Genomic DNA, 15,965 nt, shown 5'->3' on the forward strand with positions numbered 1-15,965 from the left:
ATGGATCTTGGACTGAAGGACCGTGTGTACGTGGTGACCGGCGCGACGCGGGGGCTCGGCCGGGCCTCGGCGGAGGCGCTGCTCGCGGAGGGCGCCAAGGTGCTGGTGACCGGGCGCGAGGAGGAGACGGTCGCCGAGGCCGTGGAGGCGCTGGGTCCGGGCGCGGCCGGGATCGCGGCCGACAACACCGACCCGGGGACCCCGGCCCGGCTGATCGCGGAGGCGCGGTCCCGGTTCGGCGGCTTCGACGGCGTCCTGATCAGCGTCGGCGGCCCGGCGCCCGGCTTCGCGGCGGACAACACCGACGAGCAGTGGGCCGCCGCCTTCGACACCGTCTTCCTGGGCGCGGTGCGGCTGGCCCGCGCGGCGGCCGAGGCGCTCGGGGAGGGCGGGGTGATCGGCTTCGTCCTGTCCGGCTCGGTCCACGAGCCGATCCCGGGCCTGACGATCTCCAACGGGCTCCGCCCGGGGCTCGCCGGTTTCGCCAAGTCCCTCGCCAACGACCTGGGGCCGCGCGGGGTGCGGGTCGTCGGGCTCCTGCCGAACCGGATCGACACGGACCGGGTCCGCTCCCTGGACGCGCTCTCCGGGGACGCGGACGCGGCCCGCGCGGCGAACGAGGCCGCGATCCCGCTGCGCCGGTACGGCACGCCGGAGGAGTTCGGGCGGACGGCGGCCTTCCTGCTCTCGCCGGCCGCCTCGTACCTGACCGGTCTGATGCTGCCGGTGGACGGCGGGGCCCGCGGCGGGTTCTGAGCCGCCGTCGCGCGAAAGCGCCCGCCGGGTCGCTCCCGGCGGGCGCTTTCGCGTTCCGTCCTCAGGTGACCCTGCGGGCGCGGTGCTTCACCGCGCGCAGGCGCGCCTCGGTGGGCAGGGACGACAGGCCCGTCGCGGTGCGGGCGTGGGCGAGGGCCCGGCCGCTGAGGGTGGTGAGGGCGTCGGCCGGAGAGGCGTGCGGCTCCAACTGGAACCTCACCCGGGCGCGGGGGGCGGCGCGGCGGCCGGTGAGGGAGACCCGGGCCTGGGCCACGCCGTCCTGTGCGGCGGCGTCCGCCTCCAGGACGTCCTCCAGGGCACGTCCGTGCAGGACCGCCTCCTCGCCGTCGCCGGTGTCGACGACGACCTCGGCGAGCCTGGCCCGCCGGAACTGGGCGATCAGCCACCAGAGGGCGAGCAGGACGAGCACGCCGAGGACGGCGATGACCACGGGCCACCACCAGCCCTCGTCCCGCCAGCGCTGCCGGTCGGCGGTGGTGAGCAGGACGTCGGAGGGGCCCGACCAGGGCCACCAGGACGGTACGTCGAGGCCGGCCGCGGCGGCGAGGACGGAGCCGCCGAGGACGACGAGGACCAGCCCGGCCAGGGCGAGCAGGACGCGGTTGACGCGGCGGAGGACGGCGGTCACCTGCGGGCTCCTTCCGGGGGCGCCGGGATCTGCGCGCGGAGCGGGGTCTTCTCGGGGGGTGTCATCGGCTCGCTCATCCCTTCCGGGGCGGCCGGGCCACCCGTACCTTCGGCGCGGGCGGGCGGGCGAGACCGAGTTCGTCGATGCCGGTGGTGACCGCCCGCTCCAGGTCGGTGCGGACCTCGTCGAGGTCCCGGAAGTGCGAGACCGCCCGGACGGCGGCCTTGGAGCGGCGGACGCGCACCTTCGCGGACTGCACGCCGGAGACCTCCGTGGCCCGGTCCCGCAGGATGAGGGCCGCGGCCTTGCGGTCGAGTCCGGCCCGTACGTCGGGGTGGTCCCGGCGCATGGGGAGGACGGAGCGCAGTCCGGGGGTGAGGGCGAGGAACAGGAGCCAGAGGCCGAGGAGCGCCGCGAGGGACGCGCCGACGAGGACCCAGGTGGAGTCGAGCGGCCGGGTCGCGAGGCCGTCGGCGACCTCCTTGCGCCAGGCCATGGCCGACTGGTCGGCCCGTACGGCCGCCACGTCGTAGAGGAGCAGTCCGGCTCCGCCGAGGACGACGGCCGCGAGCAGGGCCGCCGGGACGCGCCGTACCGACCAGAAGCGGCGGGCTCGGGCCGCGGGAGCGGGCGGGGGGCCGGGCTCGTCCTCCGGGGCGGAGGGCGGAGCCTGTTCCGGGGTGGTGGTCATGAGAGGCGGCCCCTCGGTGTGTCGTCGCGGGTGAGCGCGGAGTGGAGGCGCTCCACGTGGACGGACACCTCGTGGACCTCCAGGCCCACGAGGTGTTCCACCCGGTTGCGGACCCGGCTCCGGACGGCGCCGCACTGGCGGCCGACGTCGGAGGGGTAGTCGAGTTCGAGGCTCACCGAGACCCGGGCGACGTCCCTGTGGACGTCGACCGAGGCATGGGGCTTCGAGCCTCCCTCCGGGACGCGGTCGAGCGCCTCCCTGGCCGCCCGGGCGGCGATCTTCGCGACGACCCGGTCGGCGATGTCGGTCGCTCCCCGGTCACGTACCGGGTCCCGTGCCGTGTCCGCCGCCGGGGTCGCTGCAACGTCCGTCGCCACCCCGGGTCACCGCCGCCGGTCGCCGCGTTCGCGTCCCCGGAACAGATCGCGGGGTTCGAGGTCTCCTTCGAGGAAACGACCGGCCACGAAGCCGACCACCCCGAGGGCCGCGATCAGCAGAAACGCTCCGAAGCCGCCGAAGTATCCGGCGAAGCCGAGAGCCATGCCGGCCAGCAGGCCGACCACCGCCATGCTCATACGAGTCCCTTTCCTGGCCTTGTCACCGGCTCCGGACGCCGGAGTTCCGGCGTCTACTGGAGACGGCGCTGGTCGTCGTCGTTGTCGTCGTCGTCCTCCTCGTCGGGCAGCTTCACGTCGCTGACCGCGATGTTGACCTCCACGACCTCGAGGCCGGTCATCCGCTCCACGGCGGAGATGACGTTCTCCCTGACGTCGCCCGTGACCTCGGAGATGGGATAGCCGTACTCGATGACGATCTCCAGGTCGAGCGCGGTCTGCACCTCGCCGACCTCGGCCTTCACCCCTCGGGTGACGTTCGACTTGCTGCTGCCTCCAGGGACCCGGTCGCGTACGGCGCCGAAGGTGCGGGAGAGGCCGCTGCCCATGTCGTGGACGCCGTCGACGTCGCGCGTGGCGAGGCCGGCGATCTTCTCCACGACGCCGTCGGCGATGGTCGTCTTGCCCCGGGTGGCGGCGGAGCCGCTCCGCTTGGTCAAGGGAGAGCGACGCGACTCGTCGGTCGGGGAGCCGCCGGAGTGAGTGGTGTCCGTCATCTGTTTCGCCCCTTCTGGGTTATTTCGGGGTTCTCCGCTCAGATTAAGGGCGTTTCCCGCAATCTGCTCCGCCAATGCGGCAGTCTGGGGGAATGACGACGACCGAGGGTTGGACGGCGGCGGTCCGCGACCGCCTCGCACCGGGCAGACTGCTACCGCTGGGAACGGCGGAGGACGGCGCCTGGATCACGGAACGGGCGGTACGGCAGGCCCTCGACCGGACCGCCACGGCGGTACGGGGAGTGGTGCCGGGCAGGCTCCAGGTCGGGCTGGATCCCGACGGGGAGCAGGGTCCGGAGCCGCTGCCGGTGCCGCCGGGCGGCCTGCCGCCGGGACCGCTGCGGATCACCGCGGACTTCCGGGCGGTGGCGGGCCGACCGCTGCCGGAGCTGACCGAGGAACTGCGGACGGCCCTGCTCGGGGCGGCGGACGGGCTCGGGCTCACGGTGACCGGCGTGGACCTGCGGGTGACGGAGCTGCTCGACGCGGCGCCGGAGGAGGAGCCGGCCGCCCCCCCGCCGGGGCGGCCCTCCCCCGCGACGGACGACCCGGTGGCCCTGGCGGTGCTGCGGGTCGAGGGGGTGGCGGGCGTGACGGACGCGCTGGGTCCGCCCGTGCGCCGGGGCCCGGACGCGCTGCGGGTCGAGCTGGCCGTGACGGCGGGCCGCCGCCCGCTGGACGTGGCGCGCGCCGCCCGGAACGCCGCGACCGCGGCCGCCGGTGGGGCGACCGCGGTCACGGTCCTGGTGTCGGAGCTGCGCTGAGGCGGCGGGGCGTCAGTCGCCGAGGCCCGCGAGGTCGCGCAGACGGCGGCCCTGGGCGGCGCGCTCGGCGACGCGCTGATCCTCGTAGGAGCGGCCGGAGACGCCCTGGAGGAGCACCTTGGTCTCGTTGACCGCGTCGCGGGGCGCCGCGAGCAGGGCGGCGGCGAGGTCCCGTACGGCCGCGTCGAGCTGGTCGGCGGGCACGGCGAGGTTGGCGAGGCCGATGCGCTCGGCCTCGTCGGCGTGCACGAAGCGTCCGGTGGCGCAGATCTCCAGGGCGCGGGCGTAGCCCACGAGGGAGACGAGGGGGTGCGTGCCGGTGAGGTCCGGGACGAGGCCCAGGCTGGTCTCGCGCATGGCGAACCGCACGTCCTCGGCGACGACCCGCAGGTCGCAGGCGAGGGCGAGCTGGAAGCCCGCGCCGATGGCGTGGCCCTGGACGGCCGCGATCGACACGAGGTCGCCGCGCCGCCACCAGGTGAACGCCTCCTGGTACTCGGCGATGACGGCGTCGAGGTCCTCGTCGGACCCCCGCGCCATGTCGAGGAAGGACGGCTCGCCGTCGAAGCCCTCGGGCGTGAACGCCTGCCGGTCGAGTCCGGCGGAGAAGGACTTGCCCTCGCCGCGCAGGACCACGACCCGCACGCTGCCCGGCAACGACCGGCCGGCTTCCGTCAACGCCCGCCACAGAGCGGGAGACTGGGCGTTGCGCTTCGCCGGATTGGTCAGGGTCACCGTGGCAACGGCGTCCTCGACGGTGAGCCGTACACCGTTCTTGTCGAATACGGGCTCGGGGACGTCGAGCGTGGTCATGGGGCGCCTCCGGTTACGGTGCAGCACTGAGTCCGATGCTAAGTGACTGCACAGTAACCACCCGGTCCACCACGGGGTGGACCGGGTGGCCACCGAGGGACCCGGTGGCCCGGTCGGGCCGCCCCTGTCAGGCCGAGGCCGCCTTCTTGCCCCGTGTCGCTCCGCCGCGTCCGCGCAGCGTGACCCCGGACTCGCTGAGCATCCGGTGGACGAATCCGTAGGAGCGGCCGGTTTCCTCGGCCAGCGCCCGGATGCTCGCACCGGAGTCGTACTTCTTCTTCAGGTCTGCCGCGAGCTTGTCGCGCGCGGCGCCGGTCACCCGGCTGCCCTTCTTCAGAGTCTCGGCCACCCGTGCCTCCTCATGGGAAGTGCGCTCTGGACTTCTCATGATCACCCCTCCCGTCCTTCCTGGCCACCCATTCGACAAGGTCCGTGCCGCTTCCTTGGTGGACGGGTACCCCGTCGCCACGACCGGAACCCTGTGTTCCATAAGACGGGAAGGACGTCCTCGCGCCGGTGGGAGCGGGAAGTGCCAGGTCAGCGGGGCACCGGGGAGACGCGTGCGGCGCGGGGCCGCCGGAAGGATTCAGCAGCACACCGCGCCGACGGGTACGAGACGCCCTCACTCAGATGAAGGATCACCCGTAAGCCGAATGATCCAGCCCGGAATGATCATTCGGGATCCCGGAGGGGCTCCCCGGGGCTTCCCGGCGGTCAGGCCAGGGCCACCAGGTCCGCGTAGTCCGCGCCCCACAGGTCCTCGACGCCGTCCGGGAGCAGGATGATCCGCTCGGGGTCGAGCGCCGCCACGGCCCCCTCGTCGTGGGTGACGAGGACGACGGCGCCCTTGTAGGTCCGCAGCGCGCCGAGGATCTCCTCGCGGCTGGCCGGGTCCAGGTTGTTGGTGGGCTCGTCGAGGAGCAGTACGTTCGCCGAGGAGACGACCAGGGTCGCCAGGGCGAGCCGGGTCTTCTCGCCGCCGGAGAGCACCCCGGCCGGCTTGTCGACGTCGTCGCCGGAGAAGAGGAACGAGCCCAGCGTCTTGCGCACGTCGACCAGGTCGAGGTCGGGCGCGGCCGAGCGCATGTTCTCCAGGACGGTCCGGTCGGGGTCGAGGGTCTCGTGCTCCTGGGCGTAGTAGCCGAGCTTGAGGCCGTGGCCCGGGGTGACCTCGCCGGTGTCGGGCTTCTCGACCCCGCCGAGCAGGCGCAGCAGGGTCGTCTTGCCAGCGCCGTTGAGTCCGAGGATGACGACGCGCGAGCCCTTGTCGATGGCGAGGCTCACGTCGGTGAAGATCTCGAGCGAGCCGTACGACTTGGAGAGCCCCTCGGCCGTCAGCGGGGTCCTGCCGCAGGGCGCGGGCTCGGGGAAGCGCAGCTTGGCGACCTTGTCGGAGGCGCGCACCGCCTCCAGGCCGGAGAGCAGCCGCTCGGCGCGCTTGGCCATGTTCTGCGCGGCGACGGTCTTGGTGGCCTTGGCGCGCATCTTGTCGGCCTGCGAGTTGAGCGCGGCGGCCTTCTTCTCGGCGTTCTGGCGCTCGCGCTTACGGCGCTTCTCGTCGGCCTCGCGCTGCTGCTGGTAGAGCTTCCAGCCCATGTTGTAGACGTCGATCACGGAGCGGTTGGCGTCCAGGTAGAAGACCTTGTTGACCACGGTCTCGACCAGGTCGACGTCGTGGGAGATGACGATGAAGCCGCCGCGGTAGGTCTTCAGGTAGTCGCGCAGCCAGATGATCGAGTCGGCGTCGAGGTGGTTGGTGGGCTCGTCGAGGAGGAGCGTGTCGGCGTCCGAGAAGAGGATCCGGGCGAGCTCGACGCGGCGGCGCTGACCGCCGGAGAGGGTGTGCAGCGGCTGGCCCATGACCCGGTCGGGCAGGCCGAGGGCGGCGGCGATGGTGGAGGCCTCGGCCTCGGCCGCGTAACCGCCCTTGGTGAGGAACTCGGTCTCCTGGCGTTCGTACTGCCGCAGGGCCTTGTCGCGGGTGGCGCCGCTGCCGGTGGCGATGCGCTCCTCGTTCATCCGCATCTTCTTGAGGAGGGTGTCGAGGCCGCGGGCGGAGAGGATGCGGTCGCGGGCCAGGACGTCGAGGTCGCCGGTGCGCGGGTCCTGCGGGAGGTAGCCGACCTCGCCGGAGCGGGCGATGGTGCCGCCGGCGGGCTGGCCCTCGCCGGCCAGGCACTTGGTGAGGGTGGTCTTGCCCGCTCCGTTGCGGCCGACCAGGCCGATGCGGTCGCCCTTGGCGACGCGGAAGGAAGCGGACTCGATGAGGACACGGGCACCGGCGCGCAGCTCGATGCCGGAAGCGGTGATCACGGACAGACTCCAGGGCGGTGGGGATACGGCGGAAGGACGGGGAGGAGGGCTTCGACGCCGCTAATGCACGGGGAGAATGGCCATACGGCCAGTCTAACGGGCCCTTGCAACTGCTTTTCGGCCATACGGGGCGCGGACCGCCGTCGTCCGCGCCTCCCGCGCCCCCCGCCGGTCCGCCTCTCCCGCCGACGCTTCGCACAAGGAGCGCCGGGTACACGGGCGTCCGATACTCGGCGCAGGGCGGCGGTCACTGCCCGGCGGACAGCGGAGGGTGGTGGACCGTGCAGTTCGACGACAACGCCGATCTGGACACCTCGGAGGTCAGTGACTCACGGGGAAGCCGGATCCCGGGCGGCGGAGCGACCATCGGCGGCGGGATCGTCGGTCTCGTCGCGCTGGTCCTGGGACTGTTCTTCGGGGTGGGGCCCGACCAGCTGGGGCTCTCGGAGGGCGGCGACCAGCCGGCCGCGACCTCGTCCCCGGCGGGCCAGGTGGACCAGGTCTGCAGGAAGGGCTCGGACGCCAACACGCGCGAGGACTGCCGGATCGTCGCCGTCGTCAACAGCGTGCAGGACTACTGGCGGGGCGAGTACGAGCGCCGGGGCGGGACCTACACCACCGCCTCCACCAAGCTCTTCACCCAGCGGGTCGGGACCGCGTGCGGCACGGCGACCTCGGCGGTGGGGCCGTTCTACTGCCCCGGCGACCGGCAGGTCTACCTCGACCTGGACTTCTTCGACGAGCTGCGCACCAAGTTCGGGGCGAGCGGCGGGCCCTTCGCCCAGGCGTACGTGGTGGCGCACGAGTACGGCCACCACGTGCAGAACCTGATGGGGACCCTGGAGCGCGCCCAGGACGGGCGGACCGGCGAAGACTCCAATTCGGTGCGGGTCGAACTCCAGGCCGACTGCTACGCGGGCGTGTGGGCGCGGCACGCGACGACCACGCCCGACGAGAAGACGGGCCGGAAGCTGCTGACGCAGCTCACCGACCAGGACATCCAGGACGGTCTGAACGCCGCGGCCGCGGTGGGCGACGACCGGATCCAGGAGAAGTTCCAGGGCCGGGTGACGCCGGAGAGCTGGACCCACGGCTCGGCGGCGCAGCGGCAGCAGTGGTTCTACACGGGCTACGAGACCGGCGACATGGCCCGCTGCGACACCTTCCGCTGAGCGCGGAGGCGGTCGCACCGCTCGCGGAAGGGCCCCGGGACGTACGTCCCCGGCGCGGCGGAAAGGCCGGGCGCCGGGGACGTACCGCGTCCCGGGTCCCGCGTCACGCTCCCCCGGTGTGGACCTGGAAGGCGGCCCTGCGGACCGCCTTGGCCAGGGCCGGGTCCGGGTGGGCGGCGGCGAGGGCGACCAGGACCTGGACGGTACGGGGGTGGCCGACGGCCCGGACCTCGTCGAGCAGCGCGGGGACGGTGCCCTGCACGGCGGAGTCGAGGTGGCGGACGAGCAGCGCGCTCTCGCCGTGGTCGGCGACGGCCGCGGCGGTGTCCACCCAGAGCCAGGTGGCCTCCTCCCGGGTGAGCACCTCCTGGGCGTCGTCGGGGTCGGCGCCCTCGTACTCCGCGAGCCAGAGCAGCGCGTACGGGCGCAGCGGGGGCTCGGCGACGGCGGCCCGGACCTCGGCCTCGGCGGGGGCGCCGACGACCCGGAGCGCCTCGAAGGCGAGGCCGCGCAGCAGGGCGTCCTCGCCCCGGGCGACGGCGAGGAGCTCGGTCACCGCGCTGGAGAGGGTGCGGGCCGCGAGCCAGGCGCGGTACTCGTCGCGGGCCGGGCCCGGGGTGAGCCGGGCGCAGCCGCGGAGCATGTCCCCGGCGGACTGCTCGATGTTGCCCGCGGGGCTCTGCGCGGCGACGCAGATCTGCTCCAGCTTGACCCACACCGCCCAGTTGCCGAGCGGGGTGAGGGTGGCGTGGCGGTCGCCGGCGCCGGGGTCCAGGGTGAGCGCGCCGACGGCGGCCAGGCCCTCCAGGGCCCAGTCGAGGAGGGCGGGGAGCCCGGCGGTGTCCGCCGCGGCGGGGGCCTGCGGGGTCTCGGCGGCCGATTCGGGCGCGGGGACCTCTTCGGGCGCGGGGGCCTGTCCGGGAGCGGGGACCTCGCAGCGCTCCTCGCGGAGCTCCTCGACCCGCTGGCCGAGGAGGTCGAGGAGGGCCGGGACGAGGACCGGGCCCTGGGAGAGCTGGAGCAGCGAGAGCACCTGCGGGAGGGCCTCGACGACCTCGGCGACGGCGCTCGGGGCGACCCCCTTGGGGGTCGGGTGCACCAGGGACCAGGCGTCGAAGAGGGCGACCCAGCCGCGCAGCACGGCGGAGTCGTCGCGGTCCCAGGCGTGCAGCCGCCAGCCGGGGCGGACGGTCTCGCCGTGGAGTTCGACGAGTCCGGCGAGCCGGGCGCGGTCCCAGCCGGCCCGGACCTGGCCGGGCGTCAGGTCGAGCGCGGCGGCGGCCCGTTCCTGCGGGGGGACGGCGTCGGGGCCGGTGCGGGGGGCCGTCCGGGTCCCGCCCTCGACGGCGGCCCAGCGGGCGATCCGTACGGCGTCGGCGAGGACGTGCCGGGCCTGGCGGGCGAGTTCCGCGCGGGGCGGAGTGCCCTCGGGCGGCCGCGGCGCCGGCCGGGTGCGCCGGGTCGTCACGGCCCGTCGGGCGGTGGCCAGCGACCGTGGGCGGACGAGTCGGAGTCTGGAGTTGCGCGCCAATGGTTCATCGGGCTTTCGAGACGTCACGGGGGCAGTCTTCCCGCTGACGGCCCGAAAGCCCAATCGGAACCGGCCGCGCCGTCGGAACGGGCCCCGCGGAGACCCTGCGGAAGCCTGGCGAAGACCCGGCGGAGGTCCCGCGAGGACTTCGGGAAGACCCCGCGAAGGCCTCGGGGCGGACTCCCCCGGTCGGCGCGGAGGGTGCCTCGGGGCAGAGGGGGGCCTCGGAGCGGGGAGAGGTCTCAGAGCAGAGGAGTGAGGAAGCGGCGCAGGGACTCCTCGTAGCGGACCGGGTCGGGGTTCCACATCGCCGCGTGCGGGGCGTCCCGGACGGTTCTGAGGCTGATCAGGTCGGGGTGGCGGGCGGCGAGTTCGACGGAGGGCTCCCAGGGGGCGATCGCGTCCTCGGGGCCGTGGAAGAGGAGGGCCGGGGCCCGCAGGGCGCCGGGGCCCGAGGCGAACTGGAGGAGGTCGCCGTGCGGGCCCGTCCTGCCCCGGGCGGCGCGGACGGCGAGCGGGACCAGGAACCCGGGCACGTGCCGGGCCGAGGCGAGGTTGCGGAGGGTGACCTCCCAGTCCAGGACCGGGGAGTCGAGGACGAGGCCGGCGATCCGGTCACGGACCCCCGAGTCGGCGGCGGCGCGCAGGGCCATCGACGCCCCGGGGCCCCAGCCGTGCAGGACGACCTTCTGGGCGCCGCGCCGGACGGCGTAGCGGAGGGCGGCGTCGACGTCGCGCCACTCGGAGTCGCCGAGGTGGGTGAGGCCGTCCGGGGAGGGCGGGGCGCCCTCGTCGCCCCGGTAGGCGGGGACGAGGACGGGGATCCGGTGCCGGTGGTAGAAGGGGACGACGTTCAGCGGGTGCTCGCGGGTGGCGCCGAGGCCGTGCAGGGCGATCACCCAGGTGGTGCGCGGGGCGGGCACGAGCCAGGCCGGCAGGGGGCCGAGTTCGCCGGGGATCTCCACGTCCTCGTGGTCGAGCCCGAGGGCGGTCGCGGGCGTGCCCCGGTGGAGTCCGGGGGTGAGCCGGACGCGGGCGCCGGGCCCGGGGGTGCCGAGCTCGATCCGCTCCAGGCGCCGGACGACGGTGTCGGCGGTGTGCGGGGTCCGGAGGAGGACGGGGCCGAGGACGGCGTGCAGGCCGGGGCCCTCCATGCCGTACGTGCCGGGGCGCAGCGAGGCCAGGCTGCGGGTGAGGGTGATCCGGTCGGGGCCCGTGGCGTGCACGGTCAGCCGGGGATCGCCGGGCAGGGGACGGACCGACGACGCCCTGAGGGCGAGGTCGCTGGCGTACCGGCCGGCCGCGACCGCGGCCGCGCCGACACCGAGCAGGGTGGTGACGGCCGCTGCCGTCGCTGTAGCCGGGCGCACACCCCCAGTGTCCGCAGGACGGGGCCCGGGTGCCACCGGAGGGCCGTACCGGGAGGAAAGGGGCGCCCTCCGGATCCGGAAGGCGCCACTCGGGGGAGTGACGCGGGTCTCCTCGGCGGGGTCCCCCGGTCGGGTGGTCCGGTCCGGGGAGCGGAACGGGGCGGCGGGGGAGGAACCGGGACAGGCCGCCGGGGCCTTGCGAGGGCTCGGATTACCCGGGGTCGCGGGGCGCCCGCATCCTGGACGCCCCTCCCCCGGGCCCCCTCCGGAGCGCTGAGCGGAATCTCCTGACACCGGTTAGGGACACCACGCCGCCCGCCCCAGTTCATCTTCCGTTCATCCAGGTTGCTTACGTTCGACCAGCCACTGACGTCGAACGATTGCCTGGGTAAATGGAACACATCACGCTGCTGCTCGCCATTGTGGTCGTGACAGCTCTCGTGTTCGATTTCACGAACGGTTTCCACGACACCGCCAACGCGATGGCCACGACCATCTCGACCGGTGCGCTCAAGCCCAAGACGGCGGTGGCCATGTCCGCCGTGCTCAACCTCGTCGGCGCGTTCCTGTCCGTGGAGGTCGCCAAGACGATCTCCGGCGGGATCATCAACGAAGAGGGCATCCGGACAGAGGTGATCTTCGCCGCGCTCGTCGGCGCCATCCTCTGGAACCTGCTGACCTGGCTGCTCGGACTCCCCTCCAGCTCCTCCCACGCGCTCTTCGGCGGCCTCATCGGCGCCGCGGTCATGTCGGCCGGCTGGTCGGCCGTGAACGGCTCCACCATCATCACCAAGGTCCTCATCCCGGCCGTCGCCGCGCCGGTCGTCGCCGGGCTCGCCGCGATGGCCGCCACCCGGCTGACGTACCGGATCAAGGCCGACCCCGAGGCGAAGGCCACGGCCAAGGGCTACCGGGCCGGCCAGATCGCCTCCGCCGGTCTCGTCTCCCTCGCCCACGGCACCAACGACGCCCAGAAGACGATGGGCATCATCACCCTCGCCCTGGTCACCCAGGGTGTCGTCGCCCCCGGCTCGAACCCGCCCCTGTGGGTCGTCGTCTCCGCCGGTGTCGCCATCGCGCTCGGCACCTACCTCGGCGGCTGGCGCATCATCCGCACCATGGGCAAGGGCCTCACCGACCTCCAGCCGCAGCAGGGCTTCGCCGCCCAGACCAGTGCCGCGACGGTCATCCTGGCCTCCTCGCACCTCGGCTTCTCCCTCTCCACCACCCAGTCCTGCTCGGGTGCCGTGATGGGCGCCGGCCTCGGCCGCAAGGGCGGTGTCGTCCGCTGGTCGACCGCGACCCGGATGTTCGTCGCCTGGGGCCTGACCCTGCCCGCCGCGGGCCTGGTCGGCGCCGGCGCCGAGTTCCTCACCAAGCAGGGCGCCTGGGGCATCGCCGTCGTCGCGGTCCTGCTGGTGGCCGGTTCGGGCGTCATCTGGGCGCTCTCCCGCCGCAAGCCGGTCGACCACCACAACGTCACGGCCGACGACGTGGAGGCCGAGGAGCCCGCGGGCGTGGTGACCACCGCCATCGCGGCCGTCACCCCGCCGCCGGCCGGCTCGGTCGCCGCCGTCACCGACGAGGACCTCAAGGCGACCATCCTCGCTCCGGCCCCCACCGACCCGACCGCTCCCCCGGCCCCGGCCGCGAAGGTCTAAGGAAAGAACCGCATGAAGATCGACTGGGCAGCCCTCGGCTCCGTCTTCGGAGTCAGCCTCGTGGCGACCGTCGCCCTGGTGGGCCTCTTCTCCCTCGGCATCGTCGGCCTCACCAAGCAGGAGGAGGCCGCCGCGCGCGGCGGTTCCGCCGCCCTGGCCCGCACCGGCGCCTACGCCTGCTTCGGACTGTGCCTGGCGGCCGTGGCGTACGGCATCTACCTGATCGTCGTCTGACGGTCCCCGCTCCACCGGCCGGGCGGTCCCACCTTCGGGTGCGGACCGCCCGGCTCCTTTTCTGTGGTGCTCCGCACAGTGCGCCGCCGCAGGTCAAGGGTGGGTTGACGCCCGTTCTCGGGGCGTGGTGGACTGCCGAGGCCATTACGGCGGCAGCAGAGGAAGTCCGGTGCGAATCCGGCACGGTCCCGCCACTGTGACCGGACCCCAGGGTCCGGGAGTCAGGAACTCTCGCCGCCGGTCACGTCGATCCAGGGCGCGGACCCTGAGTGAGGACATAGCGCCATGCCCGGCCGCAGCAGAGCCACCGGTGTCTTCGCGTACGGAGCGGCCGCGGGCCTCGCCGTCGACCTGCTCCTCGGCGACCCCCGCCGGGGCCACCCCGTCGCCGCGTTCGGCCGGACCGCCGCCGCCGTCGAGCGGCGTCTCCACCACGACCACCGCGGCTGGGGGGCCCTGCACACCGCCGTCTGCGCCGGTTCCACCGTCGCCCTCGGCGCCCTCGCCGCCCGGTCCGTCCGGGACCGTCCGGCCGCCGCCGTCGCGCTGACCGCCGCCTCCGTGTGGGCCGTCGTCGGCGGTACGACCCTGGGCCGGGAGGCCCGCGCGATCGGCGGGGCGCTCGCCGCCGGGGACCTGGAGACGGCTCGGGAGCGCCTTCCGCACCTGTGCGGGCGCGACCCGCAGTCCCTGGACGGCCCCGCGATGGCCCGCGCGGTCGTCGAGTCGGTCGCCGAGAACACCTCGGACGCCGTGGTCGGCGCCCTGTTCTGGGGCGCGGTCGCGGGCGTGCCGGGGCTCGTCGGCTTCCGGGCCGTCAACACCCTGGACGCGATGGTCGGCCACAAGTCGCCCCGGTACCGCCGCTTCGGCTGGGCCTCGGCCCGCCTCGACGACCTGGCCGGCTGGCCGGGCGCGCGTCTGACGGCCGTGCTCGCGACCGTCGCCGGCGGGAACCCGCGCGGGGCCGTACGGGCCTGGCGGGCGGACGCGTCGAAGCACCCGAGCCCCAACGCGGGCCCGGTCGAGGCCTCCTTCGCGGGCGCGCTGGGCGTACGGCTCGGCGGCACCCTCTCGTACGCCGGGCGCGTCGAGCACCGGCCGGTGCTGAACGGGGAGGGGCGGGCCGTCGGGGTGGCCGACGTCGAGCGGGCGGTGGCGCTCTCGCGCCGGGTGACCGCCCTGACCCTGGCCGCCTGTGTGGGCGGCCGTCTGATCGCCGACGCCGTGCGGCGCGGGAAGCGGAGGAACGCATGAGGGGCGGAAGGGGCGGGGGTCTGCTCGTCGCCGGGACCACGTCCGACGCGGGCAAGAGCGTCGTGACGGCCGGGATCTGCCGCTGGCTGGTCCGCAAGGGCCTGAAGGTGGCGCCGTTCAAGGGGCAGAACATGTCCCTCAACTCCTTCGTCACGCGCGAGGGCGCCGAGATCGGGCGGGCCCAGGCCATGCAGGCGCAGGCCGCCCGGGTCGAGCCGACCGCGCTGATGAACCCGGTGCTGCTCAAGCCCGGGAGCGACCGCTCCAGCCAGGTCGTCCTGATGGGGAAGCCGGTCGGTGAGCTGAGTGCCCGTGGGTTCTTCGGGGGGTCCGGGGGGTCGTCCCCCGGAAAGGCCCTGCACGGAGGGAGACAGAAGGAGCTGTTCGAGCCGGTCATGGCGTGCCTGGAGGAGCTGCGGAGCACGTACGACGCGGTGATCTGCGAGGGCGCCGGCAGCCCGGCCGAGATCAACCTGCGGCGCACCGACATCGTGAACATGGGCGTGGCGCGGGCCGCGCGGCTGCCCGTGGTGGTGGTCGGGGACATCGACCGGGGCGGGGTCTTCGCCCAGTTCTTCGGCACGACGGCGCTGCTGTCCCCCGAGGACCAGTCGCTCGTCGCCGGGTACCTGGTGAACAAGTTCCGGGGCGACGTGAGCCTCCTCGAACCCGGGCTCGACATGCTGCACGGCCTGACCGGGCGCCGGACCTTCGGCGTCCTGCCGTACGCGCACGGGCTCGGCATCGACGAGGAGGACGGGCTGCGCGTCTCCCTGCGGGGCGCGGTCCGCGAGTCGGTGGTGGCGCCGCCGGTCGGCGCGGACGTGCTGCGGGTCGCCGTGTGCGCCGTACCGCTGATGTCGAACTTCACGGACGTGGACGCGCTGGCGGCCGAGCCGGGCGTGGTCGTCCGGTTCGTGGACCGGCCCGAGGAGCTGGTCGACGCGGATCTCGTGGTCGTACCGGGCACGCGCGGCACGGTGAAGGCGCTCGCCTGGCTGCGGGAGCGCGGCCTCGCGGACGCCCTGGCGCGGCGCGCGGCCGAGGGCCGCCCGGTCCTCGGCGTCTGCGGCGGCTTCCAAGTCCTGGGCGAGCGGATCGAGGACGAGGTCGAGTCGCGGGCCGGTGTGGTCGACGGGCTCGGACTCCTTCCCGTATGGGTGCGGTTCGAAGCCGCGAAGACCCTGGCCCGGCCGGTCGGCGAGGCGCTCGGCGAGCGGGTGGAGGGGTACGAGATCCACCACGGCGTCGCGGACGTGCGGGGCGGGGAGCCGTTCCTGGACGGGTGCCGGGTCGGCTCCGTGTGGGGCACCCACTGGCACGGCTCGCTGGAGAGCGACGGCTTCCGGCGCGCGTTCCTGCGGGAGGTCGCGGCGGCGGCCGGGCGCCGGTTCGTCCCGGCCCCGGACACGTCGTTCGGCGCGCTGCGCGAGGAACAGCTCGACCGGCTCGGCGACCTGATCGAGGAGCACGCGGACACGGACGCGCTGCTGCGGCTGATCGAGGAGGGCGCCCCGGCGGGGCTGCCGTTCGTGCCGCCGGGGGCGCCGTGAGCACCGCCGGTCACGGTGTCCCCGTACGCACGGGGAGCGCGGAGCCCGCACGGCCGTCGACCCGGCCGCCCCAAGACCGTCCCCGCGTGC

At 74.4% G+C, this 15,965-nt stretch carries 17 protein-coding genes and 1 riboswitch; of the genes, 7 read left to right on the forward strand and 10 right to left on the reverse strand.

What is annotated here, in order from left to right:
* Window positions 1-756 carry an SDR family oxidoreductase gene (locus tag ACFY7E_RS15785; RefSeq protein ID WP_389485079.1) on the forward strand — a complete coding sequence of 252 codons (756 nt, stop codon included), beginning with the start codon at window positions 1-3 and terminating at the stop codon, window positions 754-756.
* A gap of 61 nt (window positions 757-817) precedes the next feature.
* On the opposite strand, the gene amaP is transcribed toward ACFY7E_RS15785, so the two are convergent.
* The 5 genes from amaP to ACFY7E_RS15810 form a co-directional block, all read right to left on the reverse strand.
* Window positions 818-1,405, reverse strand: a complete 588-nt coding sequence (gene amaP, locus ACFY7E_RS15790) for an alkaline shock response membrane anchor protein AmaP (RefSeq protein ID WP_389485081.1) — start codon at window positions 1,403-1,405, stop codon at window positions 818-820.
* A 73-nt stretch (window positions 1,406-1,478) separates the two neighbouring features.
* Window positions 1,479-2,096 carry a DUF6286 domain-containing protein gene (locus tag ACFY7E_RS15795; protein WP_389485084.1) on the reverse strand — a complete coding sequence of 206 codons (618 nt, stop codon included), beginning with the start codon at window positions 2,094-2,096 and terminating at the stop codon, window positions 1,479-1,481.
* A complete protein-coding gene (locus ACFY7E_RS15800; protein ID WP_389485086.1) occupies window positions 2,093-2,473 on the reverse strand; it encodes an Asp23/Gls24 family envelope stress response protein in 381 nt (126 codons plus the stop codon). The genes ACFY7E_RS15795 and ACFY7E_RS15800 overlap by 4 nt, the downstream gene beginning before the upstream one ends.
* Before the next feature lie 6 nt (window positions 2,474-2,479).
* On the reverse strand, window positions 2,480-2,671 hold the full coding sequence (locus ACFY7E_RS15805) for a hypothetical protein (protein ID WP_365550133.1): 192 nt from the start codon (window positions 2,669-2,671) through the stop codon (window positions 2,480-2,482).
* 53 nt (window positions 2,672-2,724) lie between these two features.
* Window positions 2,725-3,207: an Asp23/Gls24 family envelope stress response protein gene (locus tag ACFY7E_RS15810; protein WP_365550130.1), complete on the reverse strand. Its 483-nt coding sequence runs from the start codon at window positions 3,205-3,207 to the stop codon at window positions 2,725-2,727.
* Between the two features lie 92 nt (window positions 3,208-3,299).
* On the opposite strand from ACFY7E_RS15810, the gene ACFY7E_RS15815 reads away from it, so the two are divergent.
* The gene (locus tag ACFY7E_RS15815; RefSeq protein WP_389485089.1) at window positions 3,300-3,971 is read left to right on the forward strand and encodes a hypothetical protein; all 672 of its coding nucleotides are present in this window, start codon (window positions 3,300-3,302) and stop codon (window positions 3,969-3,971) included.
* 12 nt (window positions 3,972-3,983) lie between these two features.
* On the opposite strand, the gene ACFY7E_RS15820 is transcribed toward ACFY7E_RS15815, so the two are convergent.
* From ACFY7E_RS15820 to ACFY7E_RS15830, 3 genes are all read right to left on the reverse strand, one after another.
* A complete protein-coding gene (locus ACFY7E_RS15820; protein WP_389485092.1) occupies window positions 3,984-4,784 on the reverse strand; it encodes an enoyl-CoA hydratase/isomerase family protein in 801 nt (266 codons plus the stop codon).
* 127 nt (window positions 4,785-4,911) lie between these two features.
* Window positions 4,912-5,133 carry a helix-turn-helix domain-containing protein gene (locus ACFY7E_RS15825; protein WP_006123601.1) on the reverse strand — a complete coding sequence of 74 codons (222 nt, stop codon included), beginning with the start codon at window positions 5,131-5,133 and terminating at the stop codon, window positions 4,912-4,914.
* Between the two features lie 365 nt (window positions 5,134-5,498).
* Window positions 5,499-7,097: an ABC-F family ATP-binding cassette domain-containing protein gene (locus ACFY7E_RS15830; protein WP_389485094.1), complete on the reverse strand. Its 1,599-nt coding sequence runs from the start codon at window positions 7,095-7,097 to the stop codon at window positions 5,499-5,501.
* 281 nt (window positions 7,098-7,378) lie between these two features.
* Here ACFY7E_RS15830 and ACFY7E_RS15835 point away from each other — a divergent pair, with 281 nt between their 5' ends.
* Window positions 7,379-8,269, forward strand: a complete 891-nt coding sequence (locus tag ACFY7E_RS15835) for a neutral zinc metallopeptidase (protein ID WP_389485096.1) — start codon at window positions 7,379-7,381, stop codon at window positions 8,267-8,269.
* Between the two features lie 103 nt (window positions 8,270-8,372).
* Here the strand turns inward: ACFY7E_RS15835 and ACFY7E_RS15840 are convergent, their stop codons facing one another.
* Window positions 8,373-9,827: a hypothetical protein gene (locus ACFY7E_RS15840; protein WP_389485098.1), complete on the reverse strand. Its 1,455-nt coding sequence runs from the start codon at window positions 9,825-9,827 to the stop codon at window positions 8,373-8,375.
* Between the two features lie 215 nt (window positions 9,828-10,042).
* On the reverse strand, window positions 10,043-11,170 hold the full coding sequence (locus tag ACFY7E_RS15845) for an alpha/beta hydrolase (protein WP_389485101.1): 1,128 nt from the start codon (window positions 11,168-11,170) through the stop codon (window positions 10,043-10,045).
* Between the two features lie 392 nt (window positions 11,171-11,562).
* Between ACFY7E_RS15845 and ACFY7E_RS15850 the strand changes: the two genes are divergently transcribed.
* The 4 genes from ACFY7E_RS15850 (at window position 11,563) to ACFY7E_RS15865 (ending at window position 15,875) form a co-directional block, all read left to right on the forward strand.
* Window positions 11,563-12,831: an anion permease gene (locus tag ACFY7E_RS15850; protein WP_389485103.1), complete on the forward strand. Its 1,269-nt coding sequence runs from the start codon at window positions 11,563-11,565 to the stop codon at window positions 12,829-12,831.
* A 12-nt stretch (window positions 12,832-12,843) separates the two neighbouring features.
* On the forward strand, window positions 12,844-13,065 hold the full coding sequence (locus ACFY7E_RS15855) for a hypothetical protein (protein WP_053642102.1): 222 nt from the start codon (window positions 12,844-12,846) through the stop codon (window positions 13,063-13,065).
* A gap of 119 nt (window positions 13,066-13,184) precedes the next feature.
* Window positions 13,185-13,316, forward strand: a riboswitch (cobalamin riboswitch).
* A gap of 34 nt (window positions 13,317-13,350) precedes the next feature.
* On the forward strand, window positions 13,351-14,322 hold the full coding sequence (locus ACFY7E_RS15860) for a cobalamin biosynthesis protein (RefSeq protein WP_389485106.1): 972 nt from the start codon (window positions 13,351-13,353) through the stop codon (window positions 14,320-14,322).
* Window positions 14,319-15,875, forward strand: coding sequence for a cobyric acid synthase (locus tag ACFY7E_RS15865; protein WP_389485108.1), 1,557 nt, complete (start codon window positions 14,319-14,321; stop codon window positions 15,873-15,875). Before ACFY7E_RS15860 ends, ACFY7E_RS15865 begins: the two co-directional genes overlap by 4 nt.
* Window positions 15,876-15,965: the final 90 nt, after the last annotated feature.

The sequence above is a fragment of the Streptomyces sp. NPDC012825 genome, from assembly GCF_042900925.1.
Lineage (GTDB): Bacteria > Actinomycetota > Actinomycetes > Streptomycetales > Streptomycetaceae > Streptomyces.